Annotated in this window: 22 protein-coding genes and 1 tRNA gene; 12 read left to right on the top strand and 11 right to left on the bottom strand. The window is 62.0% G+C overall.

Going from position 1 to position 16,863, the window contains the following annotated elements:
* The first annotated feature begins 128 nt into the window (after nucleotides 1–128).
* The 3 genes from CQ13_RS18190 (at nucleotide 129) to CQ13_RS18200 (ending at nucleotide 948) form a co-directional block, all read left to right on the top strand.
* Nucleotides 129–205 (top strand) — tRNA-Arg (locus CQ13_RS18190).
* A gap of 114 nt (nucleotides 206–319) precedes the next feature.
* Nucleotides 320–577 carry a hypothetical protein gene (locus tag CQ13_RS18195; RefSeq protein WP_057844213.1) on the top strand — a complete coding sequence of 86 codons (258 nt, stop codon included), beginning with the start codon at nucleotides 320–322 and terminating at the stop codon, nucleotides 575–577.
* A gap of 101 nt (nucleotides 578–678) precedes the next feature.
* Nucleotides 679–948 (top strand): DUF3551 domain-containing protein, encoded by a 270-nt coding sequence (locus tag CQ13_RS18200; RefSeq protein WP_057844214.1) that lies wholly within the window; start codon nucleotides 679–681, stop codon nucleotides 946–948.
* A 67-nt stretch (nucleotides 949–1,015) separates the two neighbouring features.
* Here the strand turns inward: CQ13_RS18200 and CQ13_RS18205 are convergent, their stop codons facing one another.
* Nucleotides 1,016–1,291 carry a hypothetical protein gene (locus CQ13_RS18205; protein WP_057844215.1) on the bottom strand — a complete coding sequence of 92 codons (276 nt, stop codon included), beginning with the start codon at nucleotides 1,289–1,291 and terminating at the stop codon, nucleotides 1,016–1,018.
* A gap of 259 nt (nucleotides 1,292–1,550) precedes the next feature.
* Between CQ13_RS18205 and CQ13_RS47160 the strand changes: the two genes are divergently transcribed.
* Complete coding sequence (locus CQ13_RS47160) at nucleotides 1,551–1,802, top strand: PilZ domain-containing protein (RefSeq protein ID WP_057844216.1); 252 nt, start codon at nucleotides 1,551–1,553, stop codon at nucleotides 1,800–1,802.
* 314 nt (nucleotides 1,803–2,116) lie between these two features.
* The gene (locus CQ13_RS18215) at nucleotides 2,117–2,386 is read left to right on the top strand and encodes a hypothetical protein (RefSeq protein ID WP_057844217.1); all 270 of its coding nucleotides are present in this window, start codon (nucleotides 2,117–2,119) and stop codon (nucleotides 2,384–2,386) included.
* 176 nt (nucleotides 2,387–2,562) lie between these two features.
* On the opposite strand, the gene CQ13_RS41185 is transcribed toward CQ13_RS18215, so the two are convergent.
* From CQ13_RS41185 to CQ13_RS43120, 3 genes are all read right to left on the bottom strand, one after another.
* On the bottom strand, nucleotides 2,563–2,886 hold the full coding sequence (locus tag CQ13_RS41185) for an H-NS histone family protein (protein ID WP_082637532.1): 324 nt from the start codon (nucleotides 2,884–2,886) through the stop codon (nucleotides 2,563–2,565).
* Between the two features lie 1,210 nt (nucleotides 2,887–4,096).
* Nucleotides 4,097–4,399, bottom strand: coding sequence for a hypothetical protein (locus CQ13_RS18220; RefSeq protein WP_057844218.1), 303 nt, complete (start codon nucleotides 4,397–4,399; stop codon nucleotides 4,097–4,099).
* A 44-nt stretch (nucleotides 4,400–4,443) separates the two neighbouring features.
* The gene (locus CQ13_RS43120) at nucleotides 4,444–4,692 is read right to left on the bottom strand and encodes a hypothetical protein (protein WP_156433740.1); all 249 of its coding nucleotides are present in this window, start codon (nucleotides 4,690–4,692) and stop codon (nucleotides 4,444–4,446) included.
* A 195-nt stretch (nucleotides 4,693–4,887) separates the two neighbouring features.
* Between CQ13_RS43120 and CQ13_RS18230 the strand changes: the two genes are divergently transcribed.
* Entirely contained in the window at nucleotides 4,888–5,133 is a 246-nt protein-coding gene (locus tag CQ13_RS18230) for a hypothetical protein (protein WP_057844220.1), read from the top strand.
* A gap of 8 nt (nucleotides 5,134–5,141) precedes the next feature.
* On the opposite strand, the gene CQ13_RS43125 is transcribed toward CQ13_RS18230, so the two are convergent.
* Nucleotides 5,142–5,324 carry a hypothetical protein gene (locus CQ13_RS43125; protein WP_156433741.1) on the bottom strand — a complete coding sequence of 61 codons (183 nt, stop codon included), beginning with the start codon at nucleotides 5,322–5,324 and terminating at the stop codon, nucleotides 5,142–5,144.
* A 127-nt stretch (nucleotides 5,325–5,451) separates the two neighbouring features.
* Between CQ13_RS43125 and CQ13_RS18235 the strand changes: the two genes are divergently transcribed.
* Nucleotides 5,452–5,808 (top strand): DUF6481 family protein, encoded by a 357-nt coding sequence (locus CQ13_RS18235; RefSeq protein ID WP_057844221.1) that lies wholly within the window; start codon nucleotides 5,452–5,454, stop codon nucleotides 5,806–5,808.
* 85 nt (nucleotides 5,809–5,893) lie between these two features.
* On the opposite strand, the gene CQ13_RS18240 is transcribed toward CQ13_RS18235, so the two are convergent.
* Entirely contained in the window at nucleotides 5,894–6,121 is a 228-nt protein-coding gene (locus CQ13_RS18240; protein ID WP_057844241.1) for a pentapeptide MXKDX repeat protein, read from the bottom strand.
* Nucleotides 6,122–6,321: 200 nt separating this feature from the next.
* Here CQ13_RS18240 and dctP point away from each other — a divergent pair, with 200 nt between their 5' ends.
* Complete coding sequence (gene dctP / locus CQ13_RS18245) at nucleotides 6,322–7,344, top strand: TRAP transporter substrate-binding protein DctP (protein WP_057844222.1); 1,023 nt, start codon at nucleotides 6,322–6,324, stop codon at nucleotides 7,342–7,344.
* A gap of 19 nt (nucleotides 7,345–7,363) precedes the next feature.
* Here the strand turns inward: dctP and CQ13_RS18250 are convergent, their stop codons facing one another.
* Entirely contained in the window at nucleotides 7,364–8,044 is a 681-nt protein-coding gene (locus tag CQ13_RS18250) for a GntR family transcriptional regulator (protein ID WP_057844223.1), read from the bottom strand.
* A gap of 195 nt (nucleotides 8,045–8,239) precedes the next feature.
* On the opposite strand from CQ13_RS18250, the gene CQ13_RS18255 reads away from it, so the two are divergent.
* The 4 genes from CQ13_RS18255 to CQ13_RS18270 all read left to right on the top strand — a co-directional run bounded on the left by CQ13_RS18255 (nucleotide 8,240) and on the right by CQ13_RS18270 (nucleotide 12,117).
* Nucleotides 8,240–8,839 carry a TRAP transporter small permease gene (locus CQ13_RS18255; RefSeq protein WP_057844242.1) on the top strand — a complete coding sequence of 200 codons (600 nt, stop codon included), beginning with the start codon at nucleotides 8,240–8,242 and terminating at the stop codon, nucleotides 8,837–8,839.
* A complete protein-coding gene (locus CQ13_RS18260) occupies nucleotides 8,839–10,104 on the top strand; it encodes a TRAP transporter large permease (RefSeq protein WP_057844224.1) in 1,266 nt (421 codons plus the stop codon). Before CQ13_RS18255 ends, CQ13_RS18260 begins: the two co-directional genes overlap by 1 nt.
* A 26-nt stretch (nucleotides 10,105–10,130) precedes the next feature.
* The gene (locus CQ13_RS18265) at nucleotides 10,131–11,114 is read left to right on the top strand and encodes a TRAP transporter substrate-binding protein (RefSeq protein WP_057844225.1); all 984 of its coding nucleotides are present in this window, start codon (nucleotides 10,131–10,133) and stop codon (nucleotides 11,112–11,114) included.
* A 76-nt stretch (nucleotides 11,115–11,190) separates the two neighbouring features.
* Nucleotides 11,191–12,117 (top strand): dihydrodipicolinate synthase family protein, encoded by a 927-nt coding sequence (locus tag CQ13_RS18270; protein WP_057844226.1) that lies wholly within the window; start codon nucleotides 11,191–11,193, stop codon nucleotides 12,115–12,117.
* 5 nt (nucleotides 12,118–12,122) lie between these two features.
* Here CQ13_RS18270 and CQ13_RS18275 read toward each other — a convergent pair whose 3' ends face one another.
* From CQ13_RS18275 to CQ13_RS46460, 4 genes are all read right to left on the bottom strand, one after another.
* Nucleotides 12,123–13,031, bottom strand: coding sequence for a hydroxymethylglutaryl-CoA lyase (locus CQ13_RS18275; protein ID WP_057844227.1), 909 nt, complete (start codon nucleotides 13,029–13,031; stop codon nucleotides 12,123–12,125).
* Nucleotides 13,028–15,037 carry an acetyl/propionyl/methylcrotonyl-CoA carboxylase subunit alpha gene (locus CQ13_RS18280; protein WP_057844243.1) on the bottom strand — a complete coding sequence of 670 codons (2,010 nt, stop codon included), beginning with the start codon at nucleotides 15,035–15,037 and terminating at the stop codon, nucleotides 13,028–13,030. The genes CQ13_RS18275 and CQ13_RS18280 overlap by 4 nt, the downstream gene beginning before the upstream one ends.
* A gap of 2 nt (nucleotides 15,038–15,039) precedes the next feature.
* Nucleotides 15,040–16,644, bottom strand: a complete 1,605-nt coding sequence (locus tag CQ13_RS18285) for a carboxyl transferase domain-containing protein (protein ID WP_057844228.1) — start codon at nucleotides 16,642–16,644, stop codon at nucleotides 15,040–15,042.
* Between the two features lie 112 nt (nucleotides 16,645–16,756).
* Nucleotides 16,757–16,863 (bottom strand): acyl-CoA dehydrogenase family protein (locus tag CQ13_RS46460; protein WP_156433743.1); only part of this gene is annotated, 107 nt, incomplete at its 5' end.

Below are 16,863 nucleotides of genomic sequence, written 5' to 3' on the forward strand. Positions count from 1 at the left end.
CCGAGGCTACGGCCCGCCGTCTGGCTTTGTCGCACCCTTGAGGAAATCGGTTCGACCGTCTTGGCGGGAAGGCGGATTTTTCATATTGGCAATGGTAGAAAGGCTCAAGGCGGCGAGCCCGCCCCGACGGTCCCATAGCTCAACTGGATAGAGTAACGGATTTCTACTCCGTGGGTTGCAGGTTCGAATCCTGCTGGGATCGCCACTACCATTTGGCGCTTTTCCGCAATTTCGACTTCATTCTCGTCTCGGTTGGATTCTCGGCTTATGATGCCGGCCAGCGATTGCTTCCGTTGCCCTGACAAAGGATGCGGACGTCATGCCAAAAAAGGGAATCACCGGCCACGACGAATGGGTCGTCACGGAAGCGCTGGCGACGGCGCTGGTCGCGCTTGAGCAGCTCGAGCCGACCCAGCAATCGCGCCAGCAGATGGACGATATCCGCAAATTGCTGGTGGCCAACTGTCAGCCCGGGACCGTCAACCTGCATCTCGCCCAGGCCAAGTGCCGGCTGAACCCCCATGCCGATCGCGCCGTCATCTATCGCGAGTACGGATTTCAGGACTGGGAAGTCTGATGGCGAGTGTGCTGGCTGCTGGAATAAGCTCGGAGCGCTGGTGTTCTGTCGTAGGGAGAGGACCGCGACAATTCCGTGCGGAAGGCTGAGAGGATATTGGGATGAAACTACCGCACGCACCCGCCACGGCGGCTCTGACGATTTTGGCCGCGACGATCGCCCTGCATGCGCCCGCCCGAGCCCAGACCTACGATCCGAGCTACCCCGTTTGCCTGCAGGTCTACCAGGGCTTCGTGGACTACTATTTCGAGTGCCACTATCGAACGATGGCGCAGTGTCAGGCGTCGGCATCGGGCCGCTCCGCGCAATGCGTCGTTAACCCGTACTATGCCGGGCGCGGCAAGCGCCAGAAGCGGTACCAGCCCTATTAAAAATCCGTTCGCCCCGACGGGGGCGGCGCTTGGCGTGGCTCGCACCTCGCCGCTCCCGCCCCGCTGCTCACCAGCCGTAGCTGCCGAGCGCCAGCGGCCTTCGTGGTGCCCTGGCCGTTCGCGTCGTGTCGGACTGCAGGCAGCGCCGGGCGGCTTCGATCTCGGCATCGCTCGCGCCCTTGCTTCGTGCCCAGTGCTCCGCGGCCGGCGCACTGTATTTCGCCACGTAGTAGCGCACGACCGGACACGAAATTCGACGCAAGACCCCGGACTGGTCACCCGCAAATCCGGCGCTTGATGTACCCAGACACAGCGCCAGCACACACATCCAACGTAAGGCCATGTGATTCCCCTCTCTGTGTCAGAGGGCCATGGGTTTCAGCGACGCATCAAGCCCGATTGTGAGTTCCGCCCACGGAACGGTCGGAGCTGTGCTTAAGCCGCAACTATTACCGTTGTGCCGGCGCCGCTCCGCCCGATGAACGCGACTTTCTACGATCATTAAAATTGATTGTTTACGAAAAAGGCCGAACCTGATTGCCGCCCTGGGACAATCCGTTAGCCTCTGCTTGCCAGGGCTGCGTGAACCGTTGGTAGCCGAGATGGAATTCGACCGCCGATCTGTCGCAAGGACGACGATTTCGAAAAGCGCGTTGCTGTTCTTTGACGCTCAGCGCGGTGTCTTCACCTGCCGCGTTCAGGATGTCACGAATTCCGGGGCCGGAATTGAACTCCGCGACCTCAACCTGCTGCCTCTGAATTTCGAATTGACCTTCGATAATTTTCACAACATTCGGGAATGCCGCGTGATCTGGCGGCAAGGCGATTTCGTCGGTGTTGCGTTTCAAAACTGATCGATCTACGACGAGGCGCCATCACGCAGCCGCTGCGCCGACGCGGGCGGCTCACGCGCCAACTCGCTCGAAGCCGCTATCGAGGCATATCCTGCAAAGCTCAGAAGTCCTGTCAGGCAGGACCGCAGCGGGCAAAACAGGCTTGAAGACAAAAGACTCTTAGAGACAAAACAGCCTCGGGGAATGGAACTAACAGCGGGGCTCCGCGTCGAATCCCTGCTTCGGTTCCACCGGCACGCAAGCTAATATCGGGCGAGCCGCCTTCGCGTATCGTTTGCGGTCGGTTGCTTGGAGTTTGTGACGGGAGTTCGAACATGTCCTGGGATCGTCCGTTCGCTCAGCCTGTGCCGCTCCCGAAGGGGCCGCCAGCGCAAACCCTGCAAGACGCCGCCGACTACATCAGGACCCTTCCTCAGCCCGAACGCGAACGTCAGGAATGGCGGCTTGCCATTCAGATGCTTGTTGATGCTGCCGAAGATCGTGGGCCCATGCTGTTCGCGCGCATAGGAATTGTCAGAGCCTTTGAGACGAGTATTGAAACGACGCTCGATGCGAAGCCCCAGGATCCCGCCAAGGCAAGCTGAAAGAAGCAAAGCTGAAGGAAGACCGTGACGCCGGCATCTAGAGTCAAGTCGGCGTCACGCAGACAGTGCCTGAGAGCATGAAGGACGCTTCAAGCCCGGCATTTCCAAATCGAACGAGAACTCGCGTTCGCAGGCGAAGTGCAAGGCACGCCGCCGCCGGCCGGCCGTAGTCCTGCCTAGGCTACCTTCCTAATTCGAAAATCATCGATCCGCTTGCCGGATTTCAGTTTTGCAGCGAGCCAGCGAGGTGTCTTCCCTCGGCCTGCCCATGTCTCGGACGGCCGATCGGGATTCCGGAATTTCGGAACGACCGTCGGATATGGACGCCGCCCTGTCGATGATTTCGTGCGCTCAGCTTCGACCACGCCCTTGAGTTGCTTCAGGCGATCTTCAAGGAGGCGTTTCTCTGCAAGCAGAGACGTTGCAAGCCTGGCGACTACTTCTTCGTGGAGTGCCCACAGCTCATCCGTGGACATTGATTTGAAGTCTTTCTGGTTCACGACCGTCCCCAATCATGATTCGATGGTTGTCATCGTTGGTTACAAAACATGAATAGAATAAGGCTGATAGAGAACCTCCTTCGGACAGAAAAGTTCCATCCCTACGGACAGAAAGTTCCATCCCGTGCATCGTGACTTACACAACCATAACGGAATCCGCTTGAAGATGCACCAAGAAGCTGCGCCAAATTTTTTCTTCGCAGGTTGCAACTGTTGATTGATTCAGGCGCAGGGCCCGCGATGATTTGCCTCTCGTTGACGGTTCCTCATCGCAACTGCTTCCGACCGAGCTTTGCAGACGATCGGAACCAGCATCGAGGGCGTCGTTAGCAGCTCGCCCGCGACCATCCGTGGCTTTCGTCCGACATTTGGGTGCGCCCATAATAGCCGAGCGCTCGTCTCCCTGGGGTAGGTGATAGGAGCGGCACCCGGCTATTCGGGCCGCGCGGCGGTGCGCGGCCTGAAGAGGAACTCATTTATGATTTAAGGGAACTTTAAAAAGTCGTTGAATGATAACCATTTTTTCGGAGTGCAAATCGTGCGCATCAGCACTGGCTTGCCGCGGAACCGAAACCACGCAAAACGGACATGAATAACCTGACGTGAGGAAACGTAGCGTCTTCGACACGTTTTCCCCTGTCTTGTGAATCAACGGCCGAGCGCGAGGACCCCTTGAGTCCGCCACCACCCGAATTCGATCGCGACGAGGCACTGGTGTGTATGGCGCTGGCGTTCTGCCTGGTCGGTGCCTCGACCAGTATCATCTACCGGCTGCTGGGTTGAGGGGATCCGGATGGATCAGCGAGCCACTGTGCGCATGCCAACGCGCGCGTGGCAGCCTTTGGTGTTGCGACGTGACGGTGCCGATGAAGCGAGGTAAGCGGCGGCTCGAGTGTTCGCGGTCAGGAGTAGACGAGGCCCGGAGTGCCTAGGAGTCCGGGCCTCGTGGCCTCCAGTGGTAGCGACCGTCGTGATGAACGAGCGCCCTGCCCCCCGCTGCAAGCGACGGCGTTATAGATCGGCGTTACGTGCACAGCCAATCCGTACGAGTACGGTGAGCGGGCGCCGCACGGTTCTGTGTGACAAATTGATCAGCAAAACGCGGCAGCGCGGATCGCACACAATATCCGGGCTGGCGGTCACTGCATTCCGTCCCGCTCTAAAGGCTAGTCTGCGGCGAGCTACGCCAGGCGCAGCCATTCGCCCGCCTCTACCGCTTATCGAACGGAATATACTGATGATACTCTTTCGGCACCGAGCTCCGATAACGAGCGGGCACCGTGCCGCGGTCGATCGAACGGTCGATCTCCTGCTGCCGGGTCATCTTGGCCGGTTTCTTTTTCTTCGGCGCCGCCTTCTCCTTTTCGGCCGCGGCGGCTTCCGGCGCGGCGGTAGACGACGTTGCCGTTGCGGCAGTGCTGCCACCCGGCGCGTCTTGCGCCAGCGCGACCGCCGGCAGGAGTACGAGAGCCGCCGCCGACGCGGCCAGCACAAGACGAGACGGCTTCTGCATGGAAAACTCCGGTTCTGGCCTGCTCCGTTTCCAGCCTGATCCTATTACGTCCGCAACCGTCCGCACACCGGGATTTTGGCGAGGCGGACGGGCGTGGACCGGCTATGCTTGACCCGGCTGCAGGTCGTAAAAACGAACGCGAGCCGGCTGCACTGCCAGTCCGGACCAAGCGCTGCGCTCAAGACCGGCTCCGGCCTGGACAGGCCGGGCGCAAAGAAACCGATGGCGCAGGCCAGTGAGACTATGGCGGCGGCGAGAACGAGGTTCTTGCGGGTCCACCAATTGTGCGGCATGGCGGGTCGCTCCTGTTTCGAAAGCCCGGAGCATAAGATCACCCCCCCGCGCTGCTTGTGAACGACTTCACACTACACGGGTTTGTGCGTGAGCCCGATGGACGCGGAAACGGGTATAACTCGCGCAAATCCGTTGCGCGCGCACAGCGCTTGATCGACATTGCCCTCGGGGCGAGCGCGTGTGCGGGGCGTGCGATGGACGAGCAGGAAACGAGCCAACCGGACTCCGGCAAGCAGGAAGCAAGCTACGACTACCATCGCTACAAGCAATTGCTGGCGAAAGCGGTCGACGAGACCAAACGGCTCGAGCTGATCGAGATCATGATCAGGGAAAAAGCCCGCGACAGGCTGGAAGCGCAGCGGATCGCGGACCGCGTAGCGATGACCGCGATGACGGTTGCGCGCGTCCTTGGACCCGGGGGCCGACGCGATAATCTCTAGAAGAGCGATCACTTCTCCGAAGCGAGCATCACCAGCGAGCCGATCAGCCCGGTCAGCGCACAGGCGAGAAGGCCATATTGAAGGATCGCCAGCGCCCGCCCTGGGACTTCGGTCGCCGTTGCCATCTCGTAGAGCAGCCAAGCTGACGTAATCCCGCTCATTAGGATCAGTTTGGGCCATTTGCTGCTCACGCAAGCCTCCCCTGCTCTGCCCGCCCCCTTTCGACGCTGGCATTTTGCCCCGGGTTCACTTACCTAGTCGCCAATCCGCGCGCGTGGCGCGTCCAACCCCAAGAGTGAAAGCGACAAGGCCTCTTTTATGAGTGGATTCAAGGAACCGAGCTTCGCTGACCGCCAGAAGGCCGCCCAGCAGGCGCGGCAGAACATCCTGAACAAGTTTCGCACCCAGCCGGGACCCGACGATCCCGAGGTGAAGCGCCGCCAGGCCGAGCGCGAGGCCGTCGCCGCCGCCCGCGCCAAGGCGAGAGAGGCCAAGGAAGCCGAAAAGGCCGAACAGAGACGTCGCGAGGCCGAGGCTGCCGCGGCGGAGGCCGCCAGATTAGCCCGCGAGAAGGAAGAAGAGGCCGCCAGGCTGGCGGCGCTGGAGGCTGAGCAAAAGGCCAAGCGCGACGCGCGTTACGCTGCGCGCAAGACCAAGGGCGGCAAGAAGAAATAGGCCTGCGATCCTCGGTCGATGCTGGCGTGTCCTCGTCGTCATTCCGGGGCGATGCGCAGCATCGAGCCCGGAATGACGATGTGGCTCAGTTCTTCTTCATGCCGTCTTCTTTTTTCATGCCGTCGTGCTTCATGCCTTCCTTCTTCATCATACCGTCCTCTTTCTTCATGCCGTCTTTGGACATGGACTCCTTCTTCATGCCGTCGCCCTTGCCCATTTTGTCCTGAGCGAAGGCGGCTGGCGCGAATGCGAGGCCGAGCGAAACAAGCGCGGCAGAAAGGCCGAGGCCGATACGGGTCGTGGTGGTGGTCATGCGATGGTCCTTGGTTTGGGTTGGCTTCTCGAAAGCGACGTCTGCCGCTTCCCCAATGACGATGGCGCGACCGGTTTTGTTACCGGCCACGCCCTAAGGTTCTGCAATTCTCACGGTTAGTTGAAGCGGGCCAATTCAGCTAATATGGGCTGAAGCCGGTCCGGATTGCCGATCCAGGAACCGTTTGCAGGGGACAAACCATGCTCACGCGCCGCCATGTCATCGCATCTGCGCTCGCCGCGCCCGCCGTGCTTCATCTCGGCACCGGTACGGCCCATGCGGCCACCACGCTGAAGATCTCGCATCAGTTCCCCGGCGGCACCATCGACAAGGGCGACTTCCGCGACCGGCTTTGCCGTATCTTCGCCGCCGAAGTCGCCAAACGCAGTGGCGGCGAGATCGCAGCCGAAGTCTATCCGAACGCCTCGCTGATCAAGACCAACGCGCAATTCTCGGCAATGCGCAGGGGCGCGCTCGATATCAGCCTCTACCCGATGCCGTATGCCGGCGGCGAGCTGCCGGAGACCAATATCGGAATGATGCCGGGCCTGGTCGCAACCTACGACCAGGGCCTGCGCTGGAAGAAGGCGCCGGTCGGGAAAGCGCTGACCGACTTCCTCGCCGACAAGGGCATTATCCTTCTCACATGGGTCTGGCAGGCTGGCGGCGTCGCCAGCCGCTCCCGACCGATCGTCGCGCCTGACGACGCCAAGGGGCTGAAAGTGCGCGGCGGTTCGCGTGAAATGGACGTGGTGCTGAAGACCGCGGGAGCCTCGGTCCTGTCGATGCCATCGAACGAAATCTACGCCGCGATGCAGAGCGGCGCCTGCGATGCCGGTATCACCTCCTCCACCAGCTTGATCTCGTTCCGCCTCGCGGAGGTCGCCAAATCGCTGACATCGGGCGCCGGCGCCTCCTATTGGTTCATGCTGGAGCCATTGATGATGTCGAAGGCAATCTTCGAAAAGCTTCCCAAAAAGCAGCAGGACATCATCCTGGAGGTCGGCGGCGAACTGGAAGCGTTCGGCCGCAAGGGCGCGCAGGACGATGATATCGAGGTCGCCAAGGTCTATGAGAAGGCCGGCGCCAAGGTCAGCACGCTCGATGTCGCGACCGTCAGCAAGTGGCGCGACATCGCGCGCGATACCGCCTGGAAGGACTATAGCGCCAAGTCAGCGATGTCGGCCAATCTGCTGAAGCTCGCCAGCGACGTCCCCGCATGATGCATGGTCCGCTTCCGGATCAACGGCCCGCGCGCGCCACGATTGAGCCGCCGCCCACCACCTGCAACAGGTCGGTTCTGACAGCCTCGATATGCTGCTCCAGAAACCGGCAGGCCTGGTCGATCTCTTTCGCCCGGCACAGCTCGATCAGGTGAGCGTGCTCCTTTTCGGCCGTGCCCATCGCCTTGGTATTGGAGAGTTGCAGACGCGTGTAGCGGTCGCTGGTCTGCAAGAGCGCCACGACGATCGCCTTGGTACGCGGCTGCCGGGCGTGAACGTATAGTGCCATATGGAAGTCAGCGTTGAGCTGCCCCCATTCGCTGACGTTGCGCGCCTTGATCGCCTTCTCGAAGCGCTTCTGGATGTCGTCCAGCGCGGCAAAGTCTTGTTCCGCAAAGTGCGGCGCCGACTGCGCCAGGAGCCGCGGCTCCATGATTCCGCGAAGATCGAACACGTCGTTGATTTCGTCCAGCGATAGCTCTGAGACGATCGCGCCTTTTTGCGGGACGATGCGCACCAGCCCCTCCGCCTCGAGCTGAAACAGCGCTTCGCGCACTGGAATGCGGCTGACGCCGTATGCCTCGCCCAACGCATCCTGCCGCAGTTGTGAGCCGGCTGGATAAGTCCCGTCGAGAATGGACTGCCTGAGCTGATCGACGATCGCAGCCGACAGCGTCCGGTGCTTCAGAGGGACTTTCATTTGACCTTCCGTCGTCATCGCCGGCCTTTCCGATCGAGGAGGCCCCGTTTCGCACGTTGAAATGGTCCGCGCAGCGAAAGCCGAGGCGTCCATAATCTCCATTTGACAAGATTGTATAAATTATACAATTTCGAATGGCACGAGAAATCTTGACGGGCAGCGGGGCTCTTTATGATCGAGCAGGCAATTGCGGACATGCCAGCGTTCAGCGCCCGGGGAATCGTCGTCAGGGCTTCGAGTCTGCTGCTCGCTTTCGAGCGCATCGCCCTGATGGGGCTGATGTATTTGCTGACGGCTCTGATCCTGGTGAACGTCGTCACCCGCTACTCGCACTTCCCGATCTACTGGATTGATGAATCGGCGGTCTATTGCGTGGTCTGGCTGACCTTCATCGGCGCCTCCGCCATGACGCGGCTCAGGCTCGACTTCGCCGTCACCATGATGACCGAGCGTCTCTCGGCGCGGCATCGGAAGCTCGCGAAGATCATCGCGACGGGCATGGTCGTCGTGTTCGGCGTGGCGCTCGTCATCACCTGCTTCCTTTGGATGGATCCAATCGGGCTTGCCCGCGCCGGCTTCGACGCGCGCAAGCTCGCCGCCGAGACATTCAACTTCCTCTATACCGAGCGCACCCAAACGCTGAACTGGCCGACCTGGGTGCTCTATTTGACGCTGCCGATCTTCGCGGTCTCCATGACCATTCATGGCCTGGCAAACCTGCTCGAAGATCTCGAACTGGTGCCACGGACGCCGCTAAAGGGTTTTCAACTCTCCGAACTCGACGGGGTCAACTAGTGATCACGTCAGCCGCCTTCATCGCGATCATGCTGGTCGGGGTACCGATCGGCCTTTGCCTCTGCCTGGCCGGGCTCGTCTTCATCATCGCGTCAGGCAATCCGGTTCTGTTCCAGTCCTACCCGCTGCAGCTCTTCGGCGGGGTCGACAGCTATGGCCTGATCGCGATCCCGCTCTTCATCCTGATCGGCGAGATCATGAACGGCGGCGGCATTACGCGGCGCATCGTCGACATGGCGATGGCCTTTGTCGGCTCGCTGAAGGGCGGGCTGGCCTACGTCAACATTCTCGCCAACATGTTCATCTCCTCCATCCTGGGATCTGCGACCGCACAGGTCGCGATCATGGCGCAGATCATGGTGCCGGAGATGGAAAAGAAGGGCTACGACAAGACCTTCGCGGCCGGGTTGACCGCCTATGGCGGCATGCTCGGACCGATCATTCCGCCCTCGGTGATGTTCGTCGTCTACAGCGTGCTGGCGCAGGTATCGGTCAGCGACATGCTGATTGCCGGCATCGTCCCGGGAGTGATCCTGACGACGATGTTCTGCATCGCCATCGCACTGATGGGATACGTCTACAACTATCCTAAGGCCGATTATCAGACACCGCGGCAGCGGTTGGCGACGATCCTGCGGACATCGCCGACGCTGCTGATTCCGATCGTGATCGTCGGCAGCATTCTCGGCGGGCTCGGCAACGCAACGGAGTCCGCGGCTGTCGGCGCGGTAGCCGCCGCTCTCGTCGGAAAATTCTGGACCAAGGAGTTCAGGTTTTCGCAGCTCCCGCAGATGATGCTGCGCGCAGGCGTCTACTCGGCCATCGTGCTGTTTCTGGTCGCCGCGGCCGCCGTATTCTCCTGGGTGCTGGTGTTCGGCAAGGTGCCGCAGGAGACCGCCGCGTGGATCCAGTCGGTAGCCAAGGATCCCGTCAGCTTCATGCTGCTTTGCAACGTGATCCTGCTGGTGATCGGAACGGTGATCGACGGCATTCCCGGCCTGATCATGACGGTGCCGATCCTGCTGCCGGTCGCGACCGAGATTTATCACATCGATCCGCGCCAGTTCGGCGTCGTCGTGGTGATCAACCTGGTGCTTGGATTGCTGTCACCCCCGGTCGGTCTTTGCTTCTTCGTGGCCGCCGCCGTCACCGGCGCCAAACCCGGCAAGATGTTCATGGTGACGCTGCCGCTGTTCGGCATCTCCTGCATCCTGCTGGTGCTGCTCTCGCTCTATCCCTCCCTCTCCCTCGTCCTCATCAAGTAGGTCCAAACCCCTCAAGGAGCATTATCATGTCGCTTTCACGTCGCCGCTTCCTTGCCGCCAGCGCGGCCGTGCCGCTGTTCGCGCCGTCGTTGGCGCTGGCGCAAGCCAAGGAATTCCGCCTCGGGCTGATCACGCCCAATGGTCATTCCTGGAACAAGGCGGCATTAAAACTCGGCGACGACCTCAAGGCAGCCACCAACGGCCGCCTGACCATGACTGTCTTTCACTCCGGCCAGCTCGGCAACGAGCCGGCGATGATGCAGCAATTGCAGTCCGGCGCGCTCGACATGGGCTTCATCCAGGCCGCCGAGCTCGGCTCGCGCGTGCCGCATATCGCAGCGATCAACGCGCCCTACATCGTGCGCTCGACGCCATCGGTCGCCAAATTCGTTCGCCATCCGGCCGCGATCAAGCTGTTCGAGGTGCTGCCGCAGGAAACCGGCACGATCGGCCTCGGTTGGGGCATCACCGGCATGCGCGCCATCTTCTCGTCGAAGGACCTGACGACCTTGGCGGATATCAAGGGCATGAAGCTGCGCATCAACCCGACGCCGGTCTACCGCGATTTCTATTCGTCGCTGGGCGCGGCACCGACGCCGATCCCGACGCCGCAGGTGTTTGATGCCATGGCGAACGGCCAGGTCGACGGCCTTGAGGCGGACCTGGAGTTCTCCTGGAACCAGCGCTTTGACAAGGTGTCAAAAGTCATCCTGCAGATGAATGCCGTCTTCATGCCCATGGCAGCGATCGTCTCCGGCCGCGTCTGGCAATCGCTGCCGGCGGCTGACCGGGAGTTGATCACCAAGACGGTCAAATCGACACTCGATACGCAGATCGACGAACTGGCGGGCAATGAGCCCAAGCTGATCGAGAACTTCAAAAACGCGCCGATCCCGATCCGTCAGGTCCCGGCCGGGGATACCGAAGCGGTCATTGCCGAATTCGACAAGGTCTGGCTGCCCAAGGCCCCGGTCCTTGCCGAGTTGCGCAAAGTCGGCGCGACGCTCTGATCCCATCCCATCGTTTTCAAGCCAAAGCCCGGCGGATTCATCAGTCCGCCGGAACAATTCCAATGGAGCTAAACAAATGAGCCCGCGCATTTCCTGGGAAGGCGTCTTCCCGGCCGTCACCACGCAATTCAATGACGACCTGTCGCTCAACATCGATGCAACCGCGAAGGTCATGGACGGCCTGATCCGCGACGGCGTTTCCGGACTGATCGTTTGCGGTTCCGTCGGCGAGAACACCTCGCTGGAGCGCAAGGAGAAAGTCGCCATCATGGAGGCGGCGAAATCCGTCGCGGCAGGTCGTGTGCCCGTGCTGTGCGGCATCGCCGAGTTCACGACCGCCTTCGCCGTCGAAACTGCCAAGGAAGCGGCGCGTGTCGGCATCGACGGCGTGATGGTGATGCCTGCGCTGGTCTATTCGTCCAAGCCGCACGAGACTGCCGCACATTTCCGCGCGGTCGCCACGGCGACCGACCTGCCGGTGATGCTCTACAACAATCCGCCGATCTACAAGAACGACGTTACGCCGGACATTCTGGCCTCGCTCGCCGACGTCGAGACCGTCGTTTGCTTCAAGGACTCCTCCGGCGACACACGGCGCTTCATCGACACCCGCAACATGGTTGGTGATCGTTTCGTCCTGTTTGCTGGCCTCGATGACGTCATCGTCGAGAGCGTCGCCATGGGCGCGGTCGGCTGGGTCTCCGGCATGTCGAACGCCTTCCCGCGCGAGGGCGAGACCTTATTCCGCCTCGCCAAGGCGGGGCGCTACGCCGAGGCGATGCCGCTGTACGAATGGTTCATGCCGCTATTGCACCTCGATGCCCGTCCGGACCTCGTCCAGTGCATCAAGCTCTGCGAGCACATCATGGGCCGCGGCACCGCGCTGACCCGCCCGCCGCGGCTGGCGCTGCTGCCGCACGAGAGGGCCGAGGTCGAGGCGATGATGGCGAAAGCGCTCAAGAACCGGCCGGTGCTGCCGAATGTCGGGCTGAAAGCCGCGTAAGCGGCCTACTTGGTTGCCCGCGCCTTCGCGTTCAGCGCCGCCGCGACGCGGCTGACCGGCGGGCGGCCAATCAGCCCACTGACGACATTGGTTGCCGCTACCAGCTTTGCCATGTCGACGCCGGTCGCAATGCCCATGCCTTCGAGCATATAGACCACGTCCTCGGTTGCGACGTTTCCCGTCGCGCCGGGGGCGTAGGGGCAGCCGCCGAGACCACCGGCGGCGGAATCGATCACGCGGCAGCCCTCTTCCATCCCGGCGTAGAGGTTGGCGAGCGCCTGGCCATAAGTATCGTGGAAATGCATCGCCAGATTGGCCATCGGCACATGGCCGGCGACCGCGCGCAATAGCTGCCGCGCCTTCAAGGGCGTGCCGACGCCGATGGTGTCGCCAAGCGAGATTTCGTAACAGCCGAGATCCCACAACACCTTTGCGACATCGACCACCGCCTGCGGCTTGATCTCGCCCTCATGAGGACAGCCGAGCACGGTGGAGATGTAGCCGCGCACCCGGACGCCGTCCGCCCTGGCGCGGGCGAGCACCGGCTTGAAGCGTTCGATCGATTCCGCGATCGAACAATTGATGTTGGCGCGGGAAAAGCTTTCCGACGCCGCAGCAAATACCGCGATCAGTTTGGCGCCGGCGGCCTGAGAAGCCTCGTAGCCCTTCTCGTTCGGCACCAATACCGGCAATTCGCGATTCGTGTGATGGCTGACGCCGCGCAATACCTCGGCCGATCCGACCATCTGCGGGATCGCCTTCGGAGAGACGAAGGCGCCGACCTCGACGGTGTGGAGGCCCGCGCCGATCAATGCCTCAATGAACGCGATCCGGTCGGCGACGCTGATCGGCGTCTTCTCGTTCTGCAGCCCGTCGCGCGGACCGACCTCGACAATGTGAACGCCATCTCTCATGACACAGCCGCCGGTTCGATTTCGGCGAGCTCGACGCCTTCGCCGACGATATCGCCGACCTTGCACCTTATCTTCTTCAACACGCCCGCAAACGGCGCGCGTAGGGTCTGCTCCATCTTCATGACTTCGAGCGTCAGGATCGCTGCGCCCTTCTCCAGCGTCGCGCCTTCCTCGGCCAGCAGCGCCACCACGGTCCCCGGCAGCGGCGCCACGATCTTATCCTCGCCGACCAGTTCCTCCGTCTCGCCGCCAAACGGATCGACCCAGTGCAGGTCGAAGCGGCCGTTCCGGGTGCGCAGGTAAAGCTCGTGGCCCTCGATCACGGCCGTGATACGCGATTTCATGCCCTCGATCGTCAGATCGAAGCTGCCTTCTTCCGCGACCGAGGTCGCGAAAACGAACTCGTGCTTGCCGATGGTCAGTTTCGACGGACCATTGCCATAGTGCAGCGTCACCTTGTGTTCGGCGCCCTGCCCCTGACGGAACGAGAACACCCGCTTGCGCTGGCCGACCGGCATCCAGCCAAACGACTGCCAGGGCGAATGCGCTTCTTTGCGCGCGGCGTTTTGCTCATCGATAATGATTGCCGCTACCGCGGCACAAAGTTCGAGATCCCCTGCCGTCCCCGTCGACTCCGTCAGCTTCTTCAGTTCGCGCTCGATGAAGCCGGTGTCGATGGTATTGGCGCGCACCTGCAAGTGCGTCACCAGCGCCGACAGGAACGGAATATTGGTGACGATGCCGCGGACGTCGGTCTCTTCCAGCCCACGGTTCAGCCGCTCGATCGCTGCCTGACGGGTCGGCGCCCATGCAATGACCTTGGCAAGCATGGCATCGTAGTATGGCGACACCACATCGCCGCTGCGGTAGCCTGTATCGATCCGCAGGCCGTCGACCACCTCAGGCGTGCGCCAGGTCCTGATCCGGCCGACTGACGGCATAAAATTCTTCTGCGGGTTTTCGGCATAAACCCGCGCCTCGATGGCGTGGCCGTTCAGCTTGATCTCGTTCTGCGCCAGCGGCAGCTTTTCGCCGAACGCCACCCGCAACTGCCATTCGACGAGATCGACGCCGGTGATGAGCTCGGTCACGGGATGCTCGACCTGCAGGCGGGTGTTCATTTCGATGAAGAACACCTCCTTGCCGTCGGAGACGAATTCGATGGTGCCGGCGCCGACATAGTTGACCGCGGCAGCCGCCTTGCGCGCAGCCGCGCAGACCACTTCGCGTTGCTTGGCATCCAGCGTCGGCGACGGCGCCTCCTCGATCACCTTCTGGTGCCGCCGCTGCAGCGTGCATTCGCGCTCCCAGAGCGAGAGCAGATTGCCGTGGCTGTCGCCGATGATCTGCACCTCGATGTGCCTGGGGTTTTGCACGAATTTCTCGATCAGCATGCGATCGTCGCCGAACGCAGCCTTCGCTTCGCGCTTGGCGCTGACGATCGCAGCCACAAGCTCGCCGGCCGAATTGACTACGCGCATGCCGCGCCCGCCGCCGCCGGCAGAAGCCTTGACCAGCACGGGGAAGCCGATCTTCTCGGCGGCCTTCGCAAGCGTCGCCTCGTCCTGGGCCTCGCCGTGATAGCCGGGCACCAATGGCACGCCAGCCTTTTCCATCAGCGCTTTCGAGCCGGACTTCGAGCCCATCGCCGTCATCATTTCGGCGGTGGGGCCCACGAACACCAGCCCGGCATTCAGGCAGGCCTGGGCGAATTCGGCATTTTCAGACAGAAAGCCGTAACCGGGATGCACCGCCTCGGCGCCGGTCTGGCGCGCCGCTTCAATGACGCGCTCGATGTTGAGATAGCTGTCGCGCGCACGCGCCGGCCCGAGCAGTACGGCCTCGTCGGCCATGGCGACGTGCATGGCGTCGCGGTCGGCCTCGGAGTAGACGGCGACGGTGCGCAGGCCCATGGCACGCGCGCTGCGGATCACGCGGCAGGCGATCTCGCCGCGGTTGGCGATCAAGAGGGTGCGAAAACGCCGGTAAAGTTTCGAGCGGTCCATCATCACATCCTGAACAAGCCAAACTTCGTGGGTTCAATCGGCGCGTTGGCCGCGGCGGACAGCCCAAGGCCCAACACCAGGCGGGTGTCGGCGGGATCGATCACGCCATCATCCCACAGCCGCGCGGTGGCGTAATAGGGATTGCCCTGGCTTTCGTACTGGGCACGGATTGGTGCGCGGAACTTGTCCTCTTCCTCGGCCGACCAGCTTTCGCCCTTCGCCTCGATATTGTCGCGGCGGACCTGGCTCAGCACCATGGAGGCCTGTTCACCGCCCATTACCGAAATACGCGCGTTTGGCCACATCCAGAGGAAACGCGGAGAATAGGCGCGGCCAGACATGCCGTAATTTCCGGCACCATAGGAGCCGCCGATCACGACGGTGAATTTCGGCACGCCGGCGGTCGCGACCGCTGTCACCAGCTTTGCGCCGTCGCGCGCGATGCCGCCGGCCTCGTACTTCTTGCCGACCATGAAGCCGGTGATATTCTGCAAAAACACCAGCGGAATATTGCGCTGGCAGCACAGCTCGATGAAGTGCGCGCCCTTCAGCGAACTCTCGCTGAACAGGATTCCGTTGTTGGCGATGATGCCGACCGGATAACCCCAGATGTGGGCGAAGCCGCAAATCAGCGTCGCGCCGTAGAGCTTCTTGAACTCGTCGAACTCCGAGCCGTCGACGATCCGCGCGATGATGTCGTGCACGTCGAACGGTTTTCTGCCGTCGGCGGGGACGACGCCATAGATTTCCTCGGCGGGAAACAGCGGCTCCCGCGGCTCGCGCATGTTCAGCACGGCGCGCGTCGGCGGCTTCAGCGTGGCGACGATGCGCCGGGCGATTCCGATCGCATGTGCATCGTTCTGCGCATAGTGATCGGTGACGCCGGAGTGGCGGGAGTGCACGTCGGCGCCACCGAGCTCTTCGGCGGAAACCACCTCGCCGGTTGCGGCCTTCACCAACGGCGGGCCGCCGAGGAAGATGGTACCCTGGTTGCGCACGATGATGCTCTCGTCCGACATCGCCGGCACATAGGCGCCACCCGCGGTGCAGGAGCCCATTACGATGGCAATCTGCGGAATGCCCTGCGAGGACATCTGCGCCTGGTTGTAGAAGATGCGGCCGAAATGCCGCTCGTCCGGAAATATCTCGTCCTGCATCGGCAGGAAGGCGCCGCCGGAATCGACCATGTAGACGCAGGGCAGATTGTTCTGCCGCGCGATATCCTGCGCACGCAGATGCTTTTTCACCGTCATCGGATAATAGGTGCCGCCCTTAATGGTGGCGTCGTTGGCGACGATCACGCATTCGCGGCCCGAAATATGCCCCACCCCGGTAATGACGCTCGCAGAATGGACGTCGCCGCCATAGAGCCCGTGGGCTGCCAGCGGCGATAGTTCGAGAAACGCCGTGCCGGGATCAACCAGCAGATCGACGCGCTCGCGCGCCAGCATCTTGCCCCTCGATGTATGCCGCTTGCGCGACGCCTCGCCGCCGCCGCCGGCGACAACCTTGAGCTTCTCGCGCAGTTCGGCCACGAGACCCCGCATCACGTCGGCATTGCGGGCAAACTCGGAGGATGTAGGATCGATGGTGGAATGAAGCGGCATGATCGGCGTTTCTTTGGATGCGAGGGAGCCGTTGGAATGGCTTCAGGACGGCCGGAACGTAACGTTCGAGGAAGATATGACAGCCTGTATCATCTTTGCCTCGATGTGAAGTTCAAGCCGTCTTTTCGAACAGCTCCCGCCCGATCAGCATGCGGCGGATTTCGCTGGTGCCGGCGCCGATCTCGTAGAGCTTTGCGTCACGCAACAGCCGGCCCGTGG

It is taken from the genome of Bradyrhizobium retamae, from assembly GCF_001440415.1.
GTDB lineage: Bacteria > Pseudomonadota > Alphaproteobacteria > Rhizobiales > Xanthobacteraceae > Bradyrhizobium > Bradyrhizobium retamae.